We start from the raw sequence: 22,462 nt of genomic DNA, 5'->3' as shown, positions 1-22,462 counted from the left end.
TAACCTTCGGGGCACCGATTCTGACCTCATTGACGTCAACGGTGTCACGCAAGACGCTGCTGCTTGCCATTATGGTTGTTTTCATCGCCGGTAACACCATGGCGGCGCTCTCGAGTGGAATTACCATGCTGCTCATTGCGCGAATTGTCTCCGCCTTGGCACACGGAGTATTCATGTCCATTGGTTCCACCATTGCGGCAGACCTGGTTCCTGCAAACCGACGGGCGAGCGCTATTGCCATCATGTTCTCTGGTTTGACCATTGCTACAGTAACTGGTGTACCCCTTGGTACACTCATCGGTCAAAACTGGGGATGGCGCGCAGCTTTCATTCTTATCGTTGTCGTAGGTGTTGTGGCCTTTATCGGCAACATGCTTCTAGTGCCATCCACGTTGCAACGCGGAACGCGAACTGCCTTCCGAGAACAACTGAAGCTGGTAACAGGCGGACGGTTGCTGCTGGCTTTTGCCATTACCGCCGTGGGATATGGGGGAACGTTTGTGGTATTCACTTATCTGTCCCCACTATTGCATGATATCAGCGGGTATTCCGAGAAAACGGTCGCGGGAATTCTGCTGCTGTACGGGATCGCCATTGCTATCGGCAATATTATCGGGGGGAAAGCCGCCAACCGCAATCCGCTCCGAGCACTCTTCTATATGTTTATCATCCAGACCGTCATTCTGGGCATACTGTATTTCACAGTTCCATTTAAGCTGGCAGCGTTACTCACGATACTCAGCATGGGTCTGCTTGCCTTCATGAATGTACCAGGGCTTCAGACGTACGTCGTGACGCTCGCAGAACGTTATGCTCCACAAGCCAAAGACGTCGCCTCCGCCTTCAACATCGCAGCCTTTAACGCAGGTATCGCAATTGGTGCATATTTGGGCGGTGTAATCACAGATTCCATCGGTCTGATTCATACCACATGGGTTGGTGCAATTATGGTTCTGGCTGCTGTTCTTCTGACTGGTTGGGCAAGAGCGCTTGATCGTAAACATCCCTATTCCCCATCAGAGTCGTAAGACAGGTTAGGAGGTTCGGTCAGATATCAGCCTAAACACGCGTCTTTCCTAGGTTGAAGCTGCAACTCGGAACCGGTTTCGCCTTTATTTTAATCTAGTATAATACGTTAATTCGAATTTAATCTACTATGACTTAATGAAGGAAACTAGAATTTATCGTTTAACATCGTTACTATCATTTTGATTCATAATATGAGGAGGACTTCACATGACAGCACAACATTTACAATCCACAGTAGCTTTAAATAACGGCGTTCATATGCCTTGGTTCGGACTGGGCGTATTTAAGGTAGAAGAAGGAGCTGAATTAATCGAGGCCGTTAAACAAGCCATTGCTCACGGTTACCGCAGTATTGATACAGCTGCTATATACGGCAACGAATCCGGTGTAGGCCAAGCGATTGCCGAGGCATTGAGAGAGAATAATCTGAAACGTGAAGAATTGTTCATTACGTCCAAAGTGTGGAACGCAGACCTCGGATATGATGAGACGCTTGCGGCATATGAGACAACGCTGAACAAACTTGGACTGGAATACCTGGACCTGTATCTAATTCACTGGCCAAAAGCAGGCAAATACAAAGGCGCATGGAAAGCGATGGAGCAGCTGTACAAAGCAGGCCGCATTAAAGCCATTGGCGTCAGCAACTTCCACATTCATCACCTTGAAGATCTGCTCCAGGATGCTGAAGTGAAGCCAGCAATTAATCAGGTGGAGTACCACCCTCGTCTGACTCAAGCTCCACTTAAAGCATTCTGTGAGAAAAACGGAATTCAATTGGAAGCTTGGTCGCCGCTGATGCAGGGTCAACTTCTGGACAATCCGGTTCTGACCGAAATTGCCACTGCAAAAGGTAAATCTGTAGCACAAGTCATCCTGCGCTGGGACTTGCAAAACGGTGTCATCACCATTCCCAAGTCTACCAAGGAAAAACGTATCGTCGAGAACTCTTCCATCTTCGACTTTAAATTGTCCAATGATGAGATGGAGCGTATTAGCGCTCTGAACGAAGATGTTCGCGTTGGACCCGACCCGGACAACTTTGATTTCTAATTGAAGTTTCTAATTATGTCGGAGTAAATTTCTAGATAAAATAAGTAGGGCAAAGCCTTGTTGGAGCCTGCTTTGATATATCATAGCCAAAAACCACCGGATCAAGAGCCGGTGGTTTTTGGTCTTCCCTTTTCTTATCTTCTTCTGTTTAGCGCCGAGAAACAATCCATGTGTCATATTCTCTTTCCACTAACTAAGCTCGCCAACACTGCACATTTCAATTAAAAATGTTGTATTTCAATTTTTAACTATTGAAGCTGCCACAAGGCAGGAACGTTGGATGGTTCCCATCCTGCCAAGGAGGTGTGGGGCTGCAAACATTTATACGTCTTGCCGCTATATGTGACCAGTTGTCCCGCAGTATAAGCTGTGTTGACCTGCCATGCGGATACACCAGGATTTGTCGTTTCGGCGGCTGTCTTCACACTCACCGCGCTGCTCGCTGCAGACACGTTGCCTGCCGCATCCTTTGCTTTTACCGTAAATGTATACGAGGTATCCGCAGCAAGTCCGCTGATCGTTGCCGTCGTACCGGTTACCGTTGTTGCCAGTGTCGTTCCGTTGTACACGTCATAACCCGTTACACCCACATTGTCAGTGGATGCCGACCAACTCAGCGTTATGCTGGATGTGGTTTGTGCCGTCGACGCAAGGTTCGTTGGTGCAGTTGGCGCTTGCGTATCGCCTCCCGGCTGAGCCGTTGTGCTTACAGTTACAGCATTACTGGCTGCAGACAGATTACCTGCTGCATCTTTTGCTTTTACCGTGAAGGTATATGAAGTACCCGCTGTAAGTCCGCTGATTGTTGCTGTCGTTCCGGTGACCGATGTCGCAAGATTAGCGCCATTATAGACGTTATAACCAGTAACCCCTACATTATCCGTTGAAGCATTCCAAGCCAACGTCACAGAGTTTGCCGTCACACCTGTCGAACGAGCATTCCCGGGTACGCTTGGTGCCGTCGTATCTACTGGTGGCACTGTACCTCCAGTAGGCAGATCGGCTTTCAGTTTGTTTTGAAGTGTTTTGTTACGGTCACCGCTGAGCTCCCAGAACATCGCTCCGCCGAGTCCTTTGCTCTTGATATAAGCCGTTTTATATCCAACGGACTCCGCATCGTCATAGCTGATAAAGCGCTTGTTGGACGCATTATAGAGATATGGCACTTTGGCTGTGTCATTCCAGTAACGCGTGTACCCGTTTTTGTTGATGTAATTGGCTTCCAGATCGTAGAAATCAAAAGAGCCTGCTTCCCATGTTCCAACGGAAGAACCACCCGTGCACGTCTGATACTGGCCGTTGCCTGCTTGTGCGCATCCATCCCAGCCACGACCGTAGAATGGAACACCAAGCACGAGTTTAGCGGCCGGTACGCCTGCATCCAGATGCCCTTGTGCTCCGGCTGCCACATTAAATGTATTGGCATCTGGCACGCCAGCGGCTGAAGCTGCAGGATCATAGTTCAATGGCGCATTATGTGCGCTGATCTTTTGCCAAGCCCCGTTAAAATCGTATGTCATAATGTTAATCCAGTCGACGATGGCAGCAATTTTTGCAAGCTCCGTATTGGCAGCATAGGTCGCAGACGCACCGCTTGCAATCGTAAGCAGATACTTCTTGCCGTCCACAGCTCCCGCTGCATCCAATTTTTCACGGATTTTGCTCAGGAGCAATGTGTAGTTTTGCTTATCTTCAGGACGTTTGCTGTTACCATCGAGACCGCCTGATACCGGGTACTCCCAGTCCAGATCTACTCCGTCAAAATTGTACTTTCTCAGGAAGTCCACGGCAGAGTTAGCAAAGACCTCCCGGGTTGCAGCAGTCGCGGCTACATCAGAGAAACGGTTGGACCACGTCCATCCTCCGACGGAGATAATAGTCTTCAGGTTAGGATTGGTTTGTTTCAGCTTGTTAAGCTGATTGATATTACCTGCAATGGGCTGATCCCACGTATCCCCTGCAAATGTCTTGCCCGTATCGATCCATGGATCGCCGAGCACGATTGTTCCGTTCGGTACATTGATCGTTTGGCTTTTTTCATTCTGACAGGTCCAGGTTACAGGATTGGGGCCCGAAGGGTCCGGATTTCCATGAATGCCGTTCCAGCAAATATCAGCAAAAGCATAGTTGATATGCGTCACTTTGGTCGGATCGATATCGGCTACATTATAGTTTCTGCCGTACGCAGCCCAGGACGGATAGTAACCAACAATTTTATAAGAATCTGCTGCTTCGGCCGTAGCAGGTTGGAGCGCGAAGGAAGGAACGATGACGGATAAGAGCAGGGACAGACCAAGGAAAAACTTTGCAGTCTTCTTAAATGCAGTGTGTTTATTTAAATGTATCATTTAATACACAACCTCCTCTGTCTTTTGCGTGCTAAGCCCATTCAGGAATGGACGATGTGCGTTCGAGAACTGGTTATTCGTATACGCGTCCCAGTTGATTGACCAGGTCATAATACCCTTGAGACCGGTATAGCCCGCAGGCTGGCGCAAGGTATAGGAGCCGCCGTATGATACTCCTTTGATCAGATAATTCAATGCCTTTTGCAGCTCAGCTGGCGCCGTATAGCCGCCTCCAGCCGCTTGCTGGGAAGCTGGTACGCCAATCGCAATCTGGTCCGGGCGCAGAGGGCTAAAGAATGGACCCGAGCTTCCGCCTACGTTAAACCCTTGAAGCAGCATTTCGGCCATGGCGACATGGAAATCGGCTGTTCCTTGAGCGTAAGAACGTCCATCCAGCCCCACCATCGAACCGGTGTTATAGTGCTGCACATGAAGTAGGGTCAGGTCATTGCGCAAGGCATGAATCACTGGAAGATACGCCCCCCAAGGACCACCATAGTTCAGATATCCGCCTTGTACATAGGCCGTTTCCGGTGCAGCGGTCAGGACGAAATTAGCACCAAAGTGTGATTTAAGCGCTTTCACACCGTTAATCAGGTTAACGATCTTCGGAGTCGTTGGACTGCGGAAGTCGGTATCGCCCGCATTTAAAGACAGGGAGCTTCCTTCAAGATCGATGTCGAGACCATTGAATCCGTAAGTCGAAATAATGGATTTCAGGGAATCCTCGAACTGTTGTCTCTTGGTCGCATCTGTGAGCTCAATCGTGCCATTGGCTCCTCCCATAGAAATCAGTACCTTCTTCCCTTGGCTTTGAAGGTACGCAATGTCCGACTTGAACTCTTCTACCGTAGCGTTATACGGAGTAAAAGCTAGCGTTCCGCTGCCGGGTGAAGTCGGCTCGGCAAAGGAGACATTAATAACATCATAAGCTGTTGAAACGTTGCGCAGTTTAATGTTGGTAGAGCCATTATCGAAGTTGTGCCAGTAGCCGATCAGCCATTTGCTGCCGCTAGGCCCAGGATTCGAAGATCCGTTGGAAGTGGTAACGCTGAGAGAGGTGCTTGCTGCGGACAGATTGCCTGCCGCATCTTTTGCTTTGACTGTAAAAACATATGTGGTGCCAGCTGTCAGTCCTGTGACTACAGCCGTAGTCGTTGAAGTGTTCGCCGCGAGAGTACCATTCCGGTACACTTCATATCCGGTTACGCCCACATTGTCCGTGGAAGCGTTCCAGGTAAGATTGACCGATGTCTCCGTGACGAAGGATGAGGTTAAACCTGCAGGAACGGAAGGTGGTGTCGTATCCGGAGTTGGAGTTCCTCCTCCCGTACCTTCCCCGACGTATTTCCACAATGCAGGCACATTTGAGGGCTCCCATCCGGTCAAAGCCGTATGGGGCTGAATACATTCATAATCTTTATTTAAATAGGTTACTAGATCTCCTTGTTTGTATGCGGTGCCTGCCTGCCATTGGGCAGCGGCGTCTGCTCTTGGTGCAAACCACGTAATAATCAGAAGAAATGCCAAAGCGAATGTAATGACCGGGCGGAATCGAACAGCTTGATTCAAGCAAAATCCCTCCTGTATTCAGATTATTTGCACCTTGCAAACAAAGCTTCACTGGTGCACTTACATGTGATCCGCGATCTATAGAGCTTATAAAACCGTCTGACGATGAGTATCGCTTCACTCCCTTCCCTTATCAAAATGGACCTTCCCTCTCGTTTTCTTTTTTTGCAGACATCATCCAAATTTACAGGGAATTTACAGATCCTCACCCTGTATTTAATCAGTAAAATGCAATTGAGATAAGGGATAAATTATTTCTATGGGGGGCGAAAAATGTAATATACCGCGCAAAAAGGCCTTCTATCAAGTCATTAAGAGACTTGATAGACGGCCTTTTTTTATTTTATAAATAAACGGATGTATTACCACGCTTATTTTAACTTCGAGGAGACTAGTTCAAATGACAGCATACCTTCGAAAGGTTGCCACCCATCCTCACCGGATAAAATAACAGGCACAGTATATTCGGCCGCTTCCTGATCACTGAGTATTTTCGCCCACGGAACTCTCCCCATCACACTTCCGGCCCCAGGTCCGGCACTATGATATTCGAAGTACGCTACCGTCGCTTCCGCATCGTTCTTGTTCCAGTTATGCCAGCCCTCCTGCTTCACATGCGCCCCCATCCAGCAGTTCAGGAAGCAGACTTTGGCATGATTTCGCCAAGGTCTGCCTAGATATACGGACTGAACGGGGGCGTTGCTGGTCAGGTCACAATCGATAAACACATAGCCATAACGTGCATCCTCTGGTGTGGAAGCAGCCGTGATCCAGCCATTCACTTCTCCCTCTGCAGCAGCAGCATCGCACAAGCGATTCTTCGCAAAAATCTCACAGCCCTGGAACACTGCCGTAGCCGAGCCAAAAATAAAATCCACATCGCCCTCAATGTAACAGTCCTCATAATATTGGCGCAGCTTCCGCCGCTCTGCCCCGTCACGCGGCCCCCCGAAGAAACTCCGGTCAATGGGCTGCTCGGGCAGCGGTCCGGTAAAGATCGTGTCCTGGTGACCTATAAATCGGCAATGCCTGAAGGCTGCCCGGTCCCCATCCACGTAGACAGCCAACGCCTGACCCACCTCACGACCAGGTCCAGCCGAGTTGATGAAGGAAAGTCCTTCAGCGGTGAAATCATCTGCACCAATAAAGGTCGTGTACGAATGAAAGGTATGATACAACTCCCCGTTCGGGAACTTCTTGAGCGCATAATCATCATACGTGATGATAGTCTGATCAGCTCCCGCGCCGACGAGGTGAACCATCGGCTTCTCGATGTGTAGTTTTTCAATATAAGTGCCTGGCTTTATGCGAATCGTATACTTTTCAGTGCAGTCGGCCGGAATCGCATCAATGGCAGCCTGAATAGTGGGAAAATCGCCGCTTCCGTCCGCAGCAACCAGGTAACCTTTCCTGTACAGATCCACATCTGATCCATGTGACAGAGGTTTGTTCATGGCAATCGCTCCATTTCCAGCGCAGCCAGCAAGAGCGGTGCCATGCCCATGAACGAGTCACTTACAATCTGCTCGCCGACATAATAACTGTATGAACCATCCCGATCCAGACTGAGCCCTGCCCCGTGACAGATCGCGTTCAGCTTCACGACTTCCTCCGTTTCTTCCATCAAACGGGACGTCAGTCCCTGCCATCCCTTCTCTGCGGCCTGCCTGAAATGCGGCTCAAGGTAACGCAAGCGGACGCCCTTCGCCATAGCATACACAAACATACTTGAACCCGAAGCTTCCAGATAATTGCCCTTGCGGAATCCCTGATCCAGCACCTGGAACCAGAGCCCGCTCTCCTGCTCCTGTACACGTACCAATGCATTACACATGCGCTCGAAGATGCCAATGATTGTGCCCCGTTGCGGATGATGGATCGGGAAGTGCTCCAGACTATCCACGATCGCCATCGCATACCAGCCCATCGCCCGGCTCCAGAAATGTGCGGAGCATCCGGTTACGGAGTCGGCCCAGATCTGCTCCTTCGATTCATCCCAGCCATGATAGAGCAGACCCGTGCGCGGATCACGCGTCTTGCGTTCGATTAGCAAAATCTGATGAGCCACTTCATCCCACAGATCAGGTCGGTCAAACGTCTTAGCATAATGCGCCAAGAATGGGGACGACATATACAATCCATCCAGCCACATCTGGAACGGATAGATTTTTTTGTGCCAAAATCCGCCCTCCGACGTTCGGGGCTGTCCAGCGAGCTGGGCTGCGAGCAGATGCGCAGCTTCAGCGTATCGCTGATCCCCGGTGGTTTCCAGCAATTCGAACAGGTTCTTGCCCTGATTAATCTGATCCAGGTTGTACTCTTCCAGGGAATACGTTCCGATGGAACCATCCTCCTGAACATACAGATCCATATGTCTTTTCATAAAAGAAACATACTCGTCCTTGCCGTATTGCTTGCCAGTGCGTGCCATTGCCATTAACGTCATTCCCTGAACATATGCCCACCGTTCCGAAGGAAACACATGATAGCCCTCTCCATCGCATTGCTGGCAAATCATCTCCGCTATTCGCTCCGACCAAGATAACTGCGTCTGTACTTGCATAAAAGAACCCTCCCTGGACCTTGAATGTTGTACTCAGCCTATCCTTAATGCTCAGACACCTGCTGACGGCAAACTGCCGTCGAATTGCGATGATTCAGCTTCGGTTGGATAATCACCGGATAATCCGTCTGCTCATCACGGATCAACGATACGATCAACTCTGCTGCCTGTGCTGCCAGTTCATCCAGCGGCGGGCCAATGGTGGTTAGCGCCACCTCGGCATACTGCATATCCGGCAGATCATCATAACCGATTAACGAAATATCATTCGGCACATTGTAGCCGGCTTCCAGCAAAGCCCGCAGCGCGCCTCGGGTCACCAGGTTGTTCAAGCCAATAAATGCCGTTGGCGAATCTGATTCAAACGTATAATTCCGAATGGCAAAATAACCATCCTCCCAAGAGGAATGTGCAGGCAGCACATGACGTTGATCAAAATCAAGGCCTGTGCGCTGCAACGCTTCCCGATACCCTTCAAGCTTGATATTTTGGGAGTTGCCAATGAAACCAATTCGGCTATGTCCCAGTGATTTCAGATGCTCAACCGCTTTGTATATGCCCTCTTTCCGGTCAATCTTGATGTAAGGGGAATTCGGGGCTTCATCTGTACCAAGCACAAAACATGGCATGTTGAGTGTCGCAAACTTTTTCCAGAAGGCATCCCGATTGTCCAGCGCATAATCCCACAGGATACATCCATCCACGCGAAGCTGGCTAAAAACATCCAGCCCATCATCCGCGACGACCAAAATCATCTGGTATCCCCGCTTCTTCAGCTCCGCATGCAGATTGCCCGATATATTCGAGAACAACGGATTGCTCAGTTCATCAAGAACAAAGCCGATAATGTTGCTTCTGCCGGTGGAAAGCTGCTGTGCCATAATGTTTTTTCGATATTGATGCTTCTCCGCAACCGCGAGCACCTTCTGCCGCGTCGCCGGTTTGATACGGGGATCACCGTTGAGCGCCTTGGATACTGTGCTGTAGCTCACTCCCGCCAGTTTGGCAATGTCCTTAATGGTTATCAAAATCAATCAACACCTCTCAACCCTTGGGAAGCTTATTGCTGTGCGGCCTTATACCGGTCATATTGCGCCTGTCTGCCGGCAATAACCTGCTCAATGTTCATTTTTTTCAAAGTCTCAATATAACTGTCAAACTGATCCAGACTGGCATCTCCGCTTATAAATTTGAAGTTCATCTCTTCCACATATGTCGTAATATCCGGCATGGACATGCTCTCTACACTCGCCTCATCTGGCAGAGCATATACGAATGGAAACGGCTCGTGGATGTAAGGCTCCAATTCCTTGTCGAGCTTGGCATGCCATTCGGCCACAACGGAATCCGCCGAATCGGTAGACTGAATGTTCGGCAGATTCACGGGACCAATGCCGAGTTTCTGGATATAGTCATTATCTTTGCCTTTGTCCGTGAATGTCTTCACGTCATTCTCTTCGGTGTACGTATCATCCTTGATTCCCCACGTATAATACGTCTGCGCTTCTTCACTTACCGCATAATCCAGGAAACGGAAGGCGAGCTCCGGATTTTTGCTATCTTTGGAGATTCCAAAAATCCCACTCACAGGAGTACGTCCAATATAGAACTGGTCTCCATGCGGTCCTTTCAGTGGCAGAATGCCTTTGAAGATGGGCTCCGTCGGATCATAATCCTTGAACAGCGGGCTGTAGACCATCGACATGTACCAGCTAAAATTAAACGTGGCTCCGGTTACATCCTGCGAGATGCGGGAGGTCACCTGATCACTTGTGGTACTGGCATAGTCCACCCCGAGCAATCCTTCTTTGTACAGCCCGTTCAGGTATGTCAGATATTCCTTGTAGGCAGGCTCATAATAGCTGAAATGTACCTTACCCTGGTCATCCGCATAGAACTGATTGGACAGATCGAGGCCAAAAGCAGGACCAAATGCCATCGGCACAAACTTGGATTCCATGGACAGCGGTATTTCATCCGCCTCGCCGTTTCCGTTCGGGTCGTCTGTCTTGAATTTGCGCAGCATCGCTGTGAACTCATCCAGTGTCGCAGGTTCGTTCAGTCCCAGCTTCTTCAACCAGCGTTCATTCACCATAAACAAGGGCATGTAGTTTTTCGTAAGCGTTTGCTGCGGAACATAATACATTTTACCATCTGGCGTCGTTAAACTGGCTTTGACGGATGGGGATTTGTCGTATATTTTTTTGAGATTCACACCATACTTCTCCACTAGGTCATTCAGCGGAATAAACAGACCACTGTTAATGTATTTCATGAGTTGATCCTGATCCGGCAGATAGACGATATCCGGCAATCCTGTTCCGGCCGCAAGCCTTGGATTCACCGCATCTGCATAATTCTGCGGCGGAATGAGATCCCAATCGACTGTTACCCCGGCATTACTCTCAATTTTCTTCACAATCTCGGCAGTAGAGAGATCCACGTTAGTCGTCCATGCGTTAGTCCCGAGAATCGACAGCTTGGCATCTTTCTGGTCCGTTACCGGACCTGCCCCTGTGTAGTTGAACGCTGGCTCCGAGCTTGGTGAAGCACTGCCCTTATCTCCCCCTACTCCTGTACTGCTGCTGCACCCGGCGAGACTGATAGCAAGAATCACCGCGAGAACACTTTTTCTTCCGGCCCCTCTGATTATCATCCGTTATTCCTCCTTGTTATGAACAACCTTGGGTGAAGCATGGTGATCAATAAGGCTATCCTTTCACGGCTCCGAGGGTAATCCCTTTGACGAAGTACCGCTGGATAAAAGGGTAGATCGTAACGATTGGCAGAATGCTGACCACAATCGACACATACCGAACCTGAAGTGTGGACACCGCGAGCGCACCCGTGGTCATCGTGCCACCCATTTTTTGCATGACCTCCGGTGATGCCATGATCAGCACCCTGCGCAGGAACATTTGCAAGGGCTGCATATCCTGTTTGCCCAGATATAGCAGGGCTGAGAAGAAGTTGTTCCAGTGGAATACGGCGTAATATAGCGTCAGCACAGCAAGCGTTGGCTTGATAATGGGTATCGCCAGACGATACAGCATCGTCAGTTCATTGGCCCCGTCTATGCTTGCACTCTCGAAGATTTCATTCGGAATACCCTCAAAGGCTGAGCGGCAGATCATGACGTTAAACGTAATGACCAGCACAGGAAGCACCATCACCCAGCGGGTGTTATATAGCCCCAGTGACGTAATCAGCATGTAGACCGGGATGAGTCCACCCGAGAAATACATGGTGAAGGCGATGAAAAAGTTCAGCTTTCTGCGCAGGAAAAATTGCTGCCTGGATAACGGAAATGCAGCGAGGCACGTAGCTACAATATTCAGCAATGTACCTATAACGGTGTACCACAGGGTGTTATAGAAGGACACCCACAACTCCCGGTATTGGAGCACCATTTTGTACCCGGACAAAGTGAATCCTACCGGCCACAACGCAACCTTTTGTTTGTCGATCGCATCAACTGAGCTGAATGAAATGCTGATCACGTACAGAAAAGGATACAGCGTAACGACGACTGCCAATATGGTCAGCAGGTAGACAAATCCGTAGAATAACCGGTCACTTCTCGATTTTTGCATACAGGTCTCCTTTGGGTCGGGATATGGTCTTACCAGAGTGACATCTTGGTCAGACGCCGGGTCATCGTATTAGCCGCGAACACAAGCACAAAGGTGATAATAGAGTTGAACAGGCCGACGGCTGTCGCAAATCCGTAGTTCTGTCCTTCAATCCCCATTCGGTATACGTAGGTGGATAACACGTCTGCGGTCTCATAGGTAGCACCGTTATAGAGCAGATATACTTTCTCAAATCCTACGCTCATGATACCGCCAAGCGACAGGAGCAGCAGGATGACAATCGTTGGTTTGATGCTGGGAAGTGTCAGGTGCCATAGCTCCTGGAATTTGTTGACGCCGTCAATTTTGCCGGAATCGTACATTTCGGGGTCAATGCCCATAATGGCTGCAATGTAGATAATGGAGCTGAAACCAAAGCTCTGCCAGATATCGGAGCTGGTGAATATCGTTCGAAACCATCCGGCGTCCATCATGAAGTTCACTTTCTCCATACCGAGCTTGGCAATCAGGGTGTTCACGATCCCGTCCGTGGGTGACAGGAAGTTAATAATCATGCCCGCGACCACGACGGTGGAGATGAAATGCGGAAGGTAGGTAACAGTCTGGGCGAACCGCTTAAACGTCTGATTCTTGATCTCCACAATACAGACAGCGAACAGAATAGGAATAGAGAAGCCGAACAGGAGCGGCAGGAAGGCGAGCAAAAACGTATTGCGCAGCAGCCTCCAGAAGTAGATGGAATTCACGAACTGATCAAACCACCTCAGGCCCACCCATTCCCCGCTGAACATTCCCTGCCCCGGCATGAAATTGCGGAAGGCCAGCAGCATGCCCGGCATGGGAACATACATGAAGATGACGTAATACAGAAAAATGGGTGAGAACATCAGCAGCAAATACTTATCCCGTTTGATCAGGCTGAACAGCGTGGACATGCGATTTTTCACTTCATAGACTCCCCTTCGCATTAAAATTACAACGTTTGAATTTTTGAACACAAACATGCCACTTCATGCATAAATCAAATCATCCCCTTAAATACAAAAACCGTTAAACCCCTTTACTAATGGAATATTAATACAAATATGAATCGATTGATGAAGTAAATATAAACTTAAGCCTATAATTACAACGTTGTAATTTCGCTACAAATGTATACGCTTACAAAAAACTATTTTTCCCATCTTAGCAAAGACCAACTGGTTTGGCAACAACAAAAATCAGTGTTTGCTTGCGAAGAGATCTAGATGCTTTTGTCGATCTGGGAGACAGGTTAGCGGGCAAAAAAAGAACGAAAAAAGGGCAATGAACGTGTTTCTTTCGTTCTGCCCGGTTCTTGTCCTGCCTACGCCAGCGTTCTGGTGCAGCGCAGGATTGTTACATTTTTTATACGTGTACCCTTGGCTTCAACCTCTTCGGATTCTACATCTGGTTTCGATACTCCATCGGTGTTACACCTGTCACGCGCTGAAATGCCCTGTAGAACTGACTGACATTGGAGAACCCCAGCCCAAAGCTGATGGTAGTCACCGAATCTGTTGTATGGCGCAGTCGTCGGGTGGCTTCCTCCACACGCAAATTCAGCACGTACTGATACGGCGTTGAACCTGTCAGTGCCTTGAAGGAACGCATAAAATGATATCTGCTCTGGTGCGCAACCGCCGCCATGGATTCAATGTCCATTGGACTTGTATAGTCACTGTGTATATACTCCAGCACCCGCCGCAGATGGGGGTCGATGAACGCGCCGCCGTTGCTATTAGTTCGCTGAAGCAGATTCGAAAGCTGCCCGCAAACCAGGCTAGACCCCACGCTCCCCGCCACACCTATTCCTGCGGTTGCCAGCGTCAGGTTACTCCCATTCGGTTGACCAGTCAGCATTCGTCCAAGATATGTCTCTACTGCAAGCTCCGTTTCCTGTATCTGCAATGGTTCAGGCGCATCGTCCAGCAAAATGGCGTTCCAGCCTCGAAACAGTCTGCTAATTTCAGCAGGATCGAAGGTTTGTGTAGTCCGAAATTCGGTCTGCTCCCCTTGCCTTCCTGAATCCTCCAATCCGCCAGCTGGCGGCTTACGAAACTTGATCACGATAACCGCGGAATCCGAACCAATCTCAAAAAAGTGCTCCATCCGGGGATGTGCAATAATCCCTAGTCCTGCTTGTAGTGGATAAGCATGCTGTTCCTGCACCAGATGGCATTGCCCTCTTACAGGCAACGTAACCTGATACCAGTCATCATGCACATGAGGTTCATTGGTGAATCCGCCAGAAGCCTTCCACAATTCCAATCCATTCAGCATCATATTTAATTCCATCGTTTCCTCACCTGCTGACATTATAGCAAATCGTGCTCACTTTCCAAGCACTTTTCACAAAGACAATATCTGTCTGTATCTTTTATCATGGTAAAAAAATAATTCGAGGTGATCTCCCGTGGCACAAGCCGCTGTAAGCAAAATGCAAATCAATCACTCCGCCAATTGGGCGCTTGCCGGAGTCAGCTTCGCCCATCTGCTGAATGATGCGATGCAGACCGTTGTTCCGTCTGCTTTTCCGCTTTTCCAGCAGACCATGCAGCTCAGTTTCGCCCAGATGGGCTGGATTGCCTTCACATTGAATATTACCGCATCGGTTCTACAGCCGCTGGTCGGTTATATGTCTGATCGCAAGCCCATGCCGATCCTTCTGCCTGGCGGCATGTTGTTCTCCCTCATCGGTGTTCTCGGCTTTGCCTTGTCTTCCGAGCTATGGATGCTGCTTGTCTCCGCAGCATTGATCGGCATAGGCTCATCCATTCTGCATCCCGAATCCTCACGCGTTGCCCATCTGGCGGCAGGTCGAGGACGCGGAATGGCACAGTCCATCTTCCAGGTCGGTGGCAACACAGGTCAGGCTCTCGCCCCGTTGCTGGTTGCCTTTATCCTGCTCCCGCATGGACAGCTTAGTTTTCTGTGGCTAATGGCTTTTGCCCTAATCGGGATCTTTATCCAGTCTTCCGTTAGCCGTTGGTATAGAGACAAATTGGCGGAAAATCGCAGCCGTCAGCAACAGCCTGTACAGGCAAATGGCATTGTGCAGCCTGCTGCCCAACCTGTAAGTCGGGGATTTATCGCTTTTACAATGGGGATCCTCATCCTGCTGCTGTTTTCCAAATTCGTTTATATTGCCGGCATGACCGGGTACTATGCCTTTTATTACGCCGATGCGTATAACCTGCCTCTTTCGCAGGCCCAGATCTGCCTGTTCGTTCTGCAATTTGCGGGAATGGTTGGAACCTTGCTCGGCGGCCCACTGGCTGACCGTTATGGACGTAAACCGATGATCTGGTTCTCCATCGCGGGTACTGCACCATTTTCACTGCTGCTGCCTTATGCGGGACCTGCTCTATCCATGGTATTATGCGGCATCATCGGTTTGATTCTGATGTCCGGCTTCAGTGTCATCATTGTCTACGCACAGGAGTTGCTGCCGCGTCATATTGGGACGGTATCGGGATTGTTCTTCGGCCTGTCGTTCGGCATGGCGGGACTCGGCTCGGTTGTGCTCGGTTCCCTGATTGATGTGACCAGCATTTCATTCGTCATCAAGCTATGTTCTTTTTTGCCGCTGCTCGGGGTGTGTGCTGTATTCCTGCGCCGGGATCGGCCAAGAAACGCCTAATATGCATTGAAACGTCAGTCGTTTTGTGACTACAATAAGGTCAGGATAATGGAGACAGAGGCTAAACAGAAGGAAGGAATAACCCATGATCATTGATGTACAGCATGTTACTTGGAAAAGGGGACCAATCACCCTGCTGAACGATGTCAGCTGGCGTGTAAACGAAGGCGAACATTGGGCATTGCTTGGCCTGAATGGTTCTGGTAAAACCACACTCCTGAACATGATCACCGGATATCTCTGGCCCACAGAAGGTACAATATCTGTGCTCGGACACCGTTACGGGGATGTGGATTTGCGTGAGCTGCGGAAGTCGATTGGCTGGGTCAGCTCCTCCCTTCAGGAGAAATTGTATGGCACCGACCGCACCCAGTATGTCGTGATTAGTGGCAAACACGCCACCATCGGACTGTACGATAAACTGTCCGACGAGGATCTGGATCAAGCACGAGAATTGATGCATATGCTCGGCTGTCAGCATCTGTGGGATCGCGAATACCGTACCTGCTCCCAGGGGGAGAAGCAGAAGCTGCTCATTGCCCGAGCCCTGATGGCTAACCCGCGTGTTCTCATTCTGGACGAACCTTGCAATGGGCTCGATCTGTTCTCTAGAGAGCGGCTACTTGAAAGTATCAGTGAGCTGACGCAGAAGCCGGATACCCCTTCGCTCATCTACGTGACTCATCATACGGAGGAAATATTGCCTGTGTTCAGTCACAGCCTGCTGCTCCGGCGGGGTGAGATCGTGAATAGCGGATTAACCAGTGAGTTGATGAACAAAGACGTACTGAGTAACTTTTTTGAATCACCTGTGGATGTGGACCGACATGGAGAACGTGTATATGTCAGAGCATCGGATAAATAATTTTTTATATCTATTCACAGTCAGAATAGTCGAAGCAGCCCAAAATCTTATCCACATGTGGACAGGTTTTTGGGCTCTTTGGCTATATTATGAATTATCCACAATTTTCTGTGCATTATTTCCGGGCAGACAGGAATAAAAACAACGGAATCCGCTGTCTGCGCAGGTACGTCTCCTCGTTCACAAAATGCTGACGCTGAGGCGCCGATTCCCGCAGATGCTGTACTTGAAATCCTGCCTGTTGTAATGCCATATAGTAGGATTCAATGGAGCGATGCATTTTTTTCACCGTACCTCCAAGCCATTGCTGCTCACGAAATCCCTCCACAAAATACTGATCGACAACCCAGTTGGTTCGGACCCCCGAAGGCTGCAACGTGGACGTGATCACAGGATGTTCTACCGAAAATACGAATGTGCCATTCTCTTTTAACGTATGGTATACCTTGCGAAATAGGCTGTCCACATCCTCAATATAATGAATCGCCAGTCTGGATATGACCAGATCATATGTATCTGCGGGATAGCTCCAATCTTCCATATACGCTTGCTCAATCTGTGCGTTCTGACCCTTTATCGATTCATTAGCTACCTGAATCATATTCACTGAACCTTCAATTCCTGTGTAACTGCCACCACGGTGGGCGGGACCCAACAGTTCTGCTCCGAACCTTGCATCCCCACAGCCGAGATCCAATATGCTCAAGCCCCCAACGTCTCCGACTAACTCCAGCATTACAGGCTTCTCCAACGTATCATTGGCATTCTCCTGCCACTGCCGGCGTTCCATATACTTCTCGAAATTGGCCCCATCTTCGTAAAAATCCGATCCCCGTTCGCTCATTGCGCAACCCCTCCGTTACTGTAATGAATTTCAGCTCTCATATTCAGCCTGGAAGATTATACAGAATATCGGCATAGGTTTCTACAGCAAAAAGGCTGTCGCCCGAAATACTCCAGCAGACAGCCCTTACGTATTAGAAGATGATGATTATAATGGCTCAGCCAAAACGCTGCGTTTTGTACCATTTGCTCTCACGTTTCTTGATCTTGTCCATTACCAAAGAGTAGAAAGCTTTGATCGAGATAAGAATAAACAGCTGCGCATACGTAAAATAGGATACACAGGCGTATATGAAATTACGAGTATTGCTCTGTCCAATGTCTGCCGCGAGTGCAAGATTGATCTGCAATACATATATAAAGTACATAAACGCCCATCCAATGACGAGAAATACATACGCATCTCCGGCAAATTGGAACGGTGAAATCACTTCCGGTTTGAACATCGCAATGATCTGGTACACTAGATTAACGAGAAAGATGATATCCGATACAATGATGGCGAGCATAAACCAAAAGTAACTGACCGCATAATAGATAACCAACAACTTGTTACGCCAGCTGGACCGGTTGAACAGGTTATGGATATTATCCAAAACAACCTGGTAATTCCCTTTTGCCCATCGTTCACGCTGCTTCATATACACGCCGACCTTTTCCGGCTCTTGTTGATAGGCTTCTGCCTGGGGCGCAAGGGCAATGAATTGCCCTCGATTCAAAATCTCAAAGGATAATGCCGTATCTTCCGTGATCGCTGTAACATCCCAGCCGCCAATCTCACGAATTAGCTCCGTTTTAATAATATAATTGGTCCCCGGAATGGAACCCAGCTGGAATAATTCCCACAGCCCTGTGTGGTAAACCCGCTGTGATGTGATGATCTCCAGATTAATGCATTTGGAAAGGAAGTTCTGTCCCCGGTTCCGAGCTTTATTTCTGCCAAACACGACACCGTATTGTTCCGGGTTTTCCAAAGACTTCTGTGTTAGAAACATCAGGGAATTCCGCTCAGGGGCAGCATCTGCATCAAAGATGCAAATCCACTCACCCGTAGATATCTCCAGACCGTCATTCAATGCACCAGACTTGCCTCCCGTACCCTTACGCTCCATAACAGTCACATTCCGATGTACATAACTGGTTTGGCTCAGAAATGTCCGCAGCTTCTCCGCTGTATCGTCCGTGCAGTTATCCGCAATAACGATGATCTGAACCTTATCTTCAGGATAATTCAGACGCAGGATATGCTCCACGGTAGCTACAATAACCAATCCTTCATTATGTGCAGGTACCATGACGGTTACGGTTGGATAATGATCCATGTTCTTAGGAATCTGAATCCCCTTTTTGTCCTGTTTTTGAATAAAACGAACGGCTCCAGCCATAATGACTATGGATTCAAATACGGCAATCCATATACTAAATATCGATAATAGCAATATAAAATCAGCCACTTACCTTCCTCCGATCGTACTTGCGATTCACCTTGGATCGAAAGCGAAGAGTGGCAATCGTTAATACAATTGTAAAAACCGCGAACATACAGCTGACGGCGATGCAGATCGGGATGAACCATGACATATAGTCCACAGAGCATCTCTCCTTTCCCGCTAGTTTTAGATATACTCTCCAATGAGATCTGTCTCTGTGTTCCGTTCCAGCGCGGCAATAACAGCATCAATATCCTCATACTTGCCGAACTGTTCCTTCTGGAATACCAGTGCACCGGATCGAATAACCGTCTGTAGTTCATTGCCTTTTTTATCAATCATCTGCAGGTCCATCATCGCTTTTTTGATCCGTTCTGTAAGTACTGGCAAGTGCCCCACATCGGTCATCGGGCAAATGATCACAAACCGTCCCCGATCCACATAAAACTTGTAATCCTCATACCGGATTTGCTTTTGGATCGTATTGGACAGCTCAAGCAGAAACTGTGCATATCGTACGGAACCAAGTGACTCCAGTACCAATGGCAAAAATTCAATCTTGAACATGGCCATGCTGAATCCATATTGCTCCGAATAACGTCTGGCAAGATTGCTTTGCTTAATGACCGTATCGGCAAGAGCTTCCTTGTTGCCCAAGGATGTATCTGGATCAATCTGCGGATTACGTTCCTGCAGCTCCTGCAGACGTTCCATGACACGGGCACTGCGCACAAGACTTGCCTTAACAAAAGCAGCCACAGCCACATTGGCCGGGATTAATAGCCACCATGAGAACGTAAGCACATTCACATCTGCATAGGTAACAAGCCAGACAAAGTAAGAGACCAGATATACAAATCCGGCGACGACAGACACTCCGACAGGTATCACAAAACCAAGAACCAGCGCACCAAGCGAGGCGATACTGAATACCACATCCAGTATGGTATAACTCTGATTCATATAAATTTTAAGATAGACAACGAGTTGCTGGATCACGGCTAATCCGATCAAACTGGCATATCCCCATGCAATACGACGAATGGGTGCTTTATTCCTCATAGTTACCTTCTCTCCAGTAGAATTTTGATAGTGATAATTATAATACAACAAATTATGACATGATTAGACAAATATTATGCTAACATAATATTAAAAATATAAAATGACAGAATTATTACTTTTCAAGGAACTTTTGTAATTCAGTCTCGCCAAGTAAAGGGAATAGGTTATCAAACATATGTGTATTGCCATCAAATACGTACCCTCCCGGATAAGCGTTATCCAGACTGCGCAAGGCGATCATATGGTTATACAGCTGTTTGGCCCATTTTGGATCACCTGATTGAACAGCGAGCAGCATGGCGAGTCCATAAACGGATGGAGATTCATAGGATACGGCGGGTGCACGACCCGTACGTTTATATTGACCCGGCAACTGATGACGGGTATTGAATTCAGTTTTCAAAAAGGCAATTAACTTGCCCGGCGTCCGGTTGGTTGCCGTTAAATGGTTGGCGACAATTAGCTGATCGATTAGGTTGACCGTATCATCATATGTATATTCTTTCGTTACCACATTAAAGGTTTTAGGGTAAAATACGCCGTCATCCGGCATGCTTTTCAGCAGAGATTCGTATTTGTTATAGGTTCCTGGTTCCAGCATTTCATGCTCTTCCATCGCTTGCAGCGCCTGCAGATCAACATAAACCAGACTTAATATATCCGGTGAATGTCCATTAGCGAAATCGTGAAAATCAACATAATACCCCTTGGTCTGAACGGATTGCGTCAGTGTACGGACAATATGATTGGCTGTTCCCAGCTTCCCCTCCCGGCCCTGCTCCCATTGATCTGCCGCCTTCAATAATGCCCCGACGATTCGAAAATCATCGCCAAGCGCATTGGTGGTCACATGAGACTTCCCTTCCGCATCCAGCTTCCAGGCAATATAGTTTTGAGGCATCAGAAAATAGGTCTTTAAGAGATCATAACTCTGCTCAAATAACACCTGATCGTTCTTGGTTACGGCGTATTGCATCCACAGTCCGATGGATTCAGACAAAGCCTCCCGACCTGCCACAATATTTGGATCTTCTGACGAAGCATCCTGAAGATAGGTGGCCAGTGTGCCATTCGAGTTGGTCATATGATTCTGTACAAAAGAGACTGTCGGGGATGGATCGTTCATCACAAACCGCTCCTTCATAAAAATAATCCATGCTGCCGCGATACCAACTGCCAGTATGACCAACCACACCAGTCTTTTCCGGTTCATGACCTGCATATTTCCCTCCTGTGTTGTTACAGTTCTGGAATATCACTATTTGCTCATTCAGATTGATCCATATAAGGTCGGCGGCCGCCCTTTTTGACGAATTTCCAATCCACCTCAATATTGTGGCGCATCCGGCGCAGCAGCTTAACCGCAATCTCAATCTCTTCCTCCGTTAAGCCCTCCAGCGTTACCTGGTCCGAATGAACACCCTCCCTGCGGATGAACTCCCAGGCTTCAAGACCAGCATCAGTCGGATATAACAACTTATTCTTTTTATTACCCATTGCCGACTGTTTGACGACAAACCCGTCCGCTTCCAGTTTGCTGATGGCTCTGGCCGCAGTGGTCCGATCCACTTTGATTAATTCAGCGAGCTGGTTGGGGATAATACCAGGATTCTCACATATGCGATAAAGATACAAATACTGTCCACGAGACAAGTTCAGATGTTGGAATTCAACGTTGCTGATCGAATCCAGACAGCGGGCAATCATGCCGATTTCACGCAACACTTCTTTTTTTTCAGTCAATGTATTCACTCCTCCATAAAATTGTTGCATTCGCAACATAATTGATGATATAACTGAATTGGATCAGTTTAAATTTTAACCATGATAACACATCGAACAGGTATATATTCAAGCTATCTACCAGTTTACCATGCCAGAATAGAATTACGATTGACTAAAGGAGAAACATTCATGAATACAACTATTGTTGAAGCTAATAACCAGGAATTGCTCGACGCCTGCTTCGCCATTCGTACCGCTATTTTTGTTGAAGAGCAAGGGGTGCCTGCAGAAGATGAATTCGACACCTTTGATGCATTGGATACGGAAGCAAAACATATCCTGCTCTACGTAGACGGCGTTCCTGCCGCCTCTTCCAGACTACGCGTGGTCGAAAATGTTGCCAAATTGGAACGGATCTGTGTCATGATCGATTATCGGAGACATGGACTTGGTCGTGTGCTGATCGATAAGCTGGAGCAGATGGCTCTCGCTCAAGGGCTGGAGAAAGCCAAGCTGCACGCACAGGTACAAGCCTCCGGATTCTACGAACGTCTCGGATACACGGCAGCCTCGGACGTATTCATGGAAGATGGCATTCCTCATCTACTGATGACCAAAAAACTGAAATAAATACAAAAAGAGCATCCTCAAAGTTCAAGAACAAGACTTTGGGATGCTCTTTTTGGTTTCTAATGAACCCAGTCAGTGCTATTAA

The 22,462-nt window shown here is 48.3% G+C and carries 20 protein-coding genes; 5 read left to right on the top strand and 15 right to left on the bottom strand.

The genetic code is table 11. The features are described 5' to 3' along the window. Positions 1-1,028 (top strand): MFS transporter (locus A6049_RS17605; RefSeq protein WP_063565930.1); only part of this gene is annotated, 1,028 nt, incomplete at its 5' end. 208 nt (positions 1,029-1,236) lie between these two features. Further along, positions 1,237-2,082, top strand: coding sequence for an aldo/keto reductase (locus tag A6049_RS17600; RefSeq protein WP_063565913.1), 846 nt, complete (start codon positions 1,237-1,239; stop codon positions 2,080-2,082). Positions 2,083-2,330: 248 nt separating this feature from the next. Here A6049_RS17600 and A6049_RS17595 read toward each other — a convergent pair whose 3' ends face one another. The 9 genes from A6049_RS17595 to A6049_RS17555 all read right to left on the bottom strand — a co-directional run bounded on the left by A6049_RS17595 (position 2,331) and on the right by A6049_RS17555 (position 14,474). Beyond that, positions 2,331-4,430, bottom strand: coding sequence for a glycosyl hydrolase family 18 protein (locus A6049_RS17595; protein ID WP_063565912.1), 2,100 nt, complete (start codon positions 4,428-4,430; stop codon positions 2,331-2,333). Further along, positions 4,431-6,002 carry a chitinase gene (locus A6049_RS17590; protein WP_063565911.1) on the bottom strand — a complete coding sequence of 524 codons (1,572 nt, stop codon included), beginning with the start codon at positions 6,000-6,002 and terminating at the stop codon, positions 4,431-4,433. It abuts the gene before it with no gap. Between the two features lie 371 nt (positions 6,003-6,373). Continuing rightward, entirely contained in the window at positions 6,374-7,456 is a 1,083-nt protein-coding gene (locus A6049_RS17585) for a pectinesterase family protein (protein WP_063565910.1), read from the bottom strand. Beyond that, complete coding sequence (locus A6049_RS17580) at positions 7,453-8,565, bottom strand: glycoside hydrolase family 88/105 protein (RefSeq protein ID WP_063565909.1); 1,113 nt, start codon at positions 8,563-8,565, stop codon at positions 7,453-7,455. Before A6049_RS17580 ends, A6049_RS17585 begins: the two co-directional genes overlap by 4 nt. A gap of 44 nt (positions 8,566-8,609) precedes the next feature. Then, complete coding sequence (locus A6049_RS17575; RefSeq protein ID WP_063565929.1) at positions 8,610-9,593, bottom strand: LacI family DNA-binding transcriptional regulator; 984 nt, start codon at positions 9,591-9,593, stop codon at positions 8,610-8,612. A gap of 32 nt (positions 9,594-9,625) precedes the next feature. After that, a complete protein-coding gene (locus A6049_RS17570; protein WP_063565908.1) occupies positions 9,626-11,221 on the bottom strand; it encodes an extracellular solute-binding protein in 1,596 nt (531 codons plus the stop codon). 55 nt (positions 11,222-11,276) lie between these two features. Next, positions 11,277-12,158 carry a carbohydrate ABC transporter permease gene (locus A6049_RS17565; RefSeq protein ID WP_063565907.1) on the bottom strand — a complete coding sequence of 294 codons (882 nt, stop codon included), beginning with the start codon at positions 12,156-12,158 and terminating at the stop codon, positions 11,277-11,279. A gap of 29 nt (positions 12,159-12,187) precedes the next feature. After that, on the bottom strand, positions 12,188-13,105 hold the full coding sequence (locus tag A6049_RS17560; protein WP_063565906.1) for an ABC transporter permease: 918 nt from the start codon (positions 13,103-13,105) through the stop codon (positions 12,188-12,190). A gap of 475 nt (positions 13,106-13,580) precedes the next feature. Further along, positions 13,581-14,474, bottom strand: a complete 894-nt coding sequence (locus A6049_RS17555; protein WP_063565905.1) for a helix-turn-helix domain-containing protein — start codon at positions 14,472-14,474, stop codon at positions 13,581-13,583. A 118-nt stretch (positions 14,475-14,592) separates the two neighbouring features. Between A6049_RS17555 and A6049_RS17550 the strand changes: the two genes are divergently transcribed. Then, a complete protein-coding gene (locus A6049_RS17550) occupies positions 14,593-15,819 on the top strand; it encodes an MFS transporter (protein WP_090809210.1) in 1,227 nt (408 codons plus the stop codon). Positions 15,820-15,904: 85 nt separating this feature from the next. Further along, positions 15,905-16,684, top strand: a complete 780-nt coding sequence (locus tag A6049_RS17545; protein WP_063565904.1) for an ABC transporter ATP-binding protein — start codon at positions 15,905-15,907, stop codon at positions 16,682-16,684. A gap of 115 nt (positions 16,685-16,799) precedes the next feature. Here A6049_RS17545 and A6049_RS17540 read toward each other — a convergent pair whose 3' ends face one another. The 6 genes from A6049_RS17540 to A6049_RS17520 form a co-directional block, all read right to left on the bottom strand. Continuing rightward, positions 16,800-17,528 carry a class I SAM-dependent DNA methyltransferase gene (locus A6049_RS17540; protein ID WP_063565903.1) on the bottom strand — a complete coding sequence of 243 codons (729 nt, stop codon included), beginning with the start codon at positions 17,526-17,528 and terminating at the stop codon, positions 16,800-16,802. Between the two features lie 157 nt (positions 17,529-17,685). After that, complete coding sequence (locus A6049_RS17535; protein WP_063565902.1) at positions 17,686-18,981, bottom strand: glycosyltransferase family 2 protein; 1,296 nt, start codon at positions 18,979-18,981, stop codon at positions 17,686-17,688. Beyond that, entirely contained in the window at positions 18,974-19,117 is a 144-nt protein-coding gene (locus tag A6049_RS33620; protein WP_162842446.1) for a hypothetical protein, read from the bottom strand. The genes A6049_RS17535 and A6049_RS33620 overlap by 8 nt, the downstream gene beginning before the upstream one ends. Before the next feature lie 26 nt (positions 19,118-19,143). Beyond that, complete coding sequence (locus A6049_RS17530; RefSeq protein WP_063565901.1) at positions 19,144-20,019, bottom strand: diguanylate cyclase domain-containing protein; 876 nt, start codon at positions 20,017-20,019, stop codon at positions 19,144-19,146. Between the two features lie 115 nt (positions 20,020-20,134). After that, positions 20,135-21,235, bottom strand: coding sequence for a glycosyl hydrolase family 8 (locus A6049_RS17525; RefSeq protein WP_342671829.1), 1,101 nt, complete (start codon positions 21,233-21,235; stop codon positions 20,135-20,137). Positions 21,236-21,288: 53 nt separating this feature from the next. Further along, positions 21,289-21,795, bottom strand: a complete 507-nt coding sequence (locus A6049_RS17520) for a MarR family winged helix-turn-helix transcriptional regulator (protein WP_063565899.1) — start codon at positions 21,793-21,795, stop codon at positions 21,289-21,291. A gap of 141 nt (positions 21,796-21,936) precedes the next feature. Between A6049_RS17520 and A6049_RS17515 the strand changes: the two genes are divergently transcribed. After that, entirely contained in the window at positions 21,937-22,377 is a 441-nt protein-coding gene (locus tag A6049_RS17515) for a GNAT family N-acetyltransferase (protein WP_063565898.1), read from the top strand. The last annotated feature ends 85 nt before the right edge of the window (positions 22,378-22,462 follow it).

Source organism: Paenibacillus sp. O199, from assembly GCF_001636635.1.
GTDB lineage: Bacteria > Bacillota > Bacilli > Paenibacillales > Paenibacillaceae > Paenibacillus > Paenibacillus marchantiae.
The sequence above is the reverse complement of the archived record's forward strand: the minus strand, read 5'-3'. Positions and strand labels throughout refer to the sequence as shown.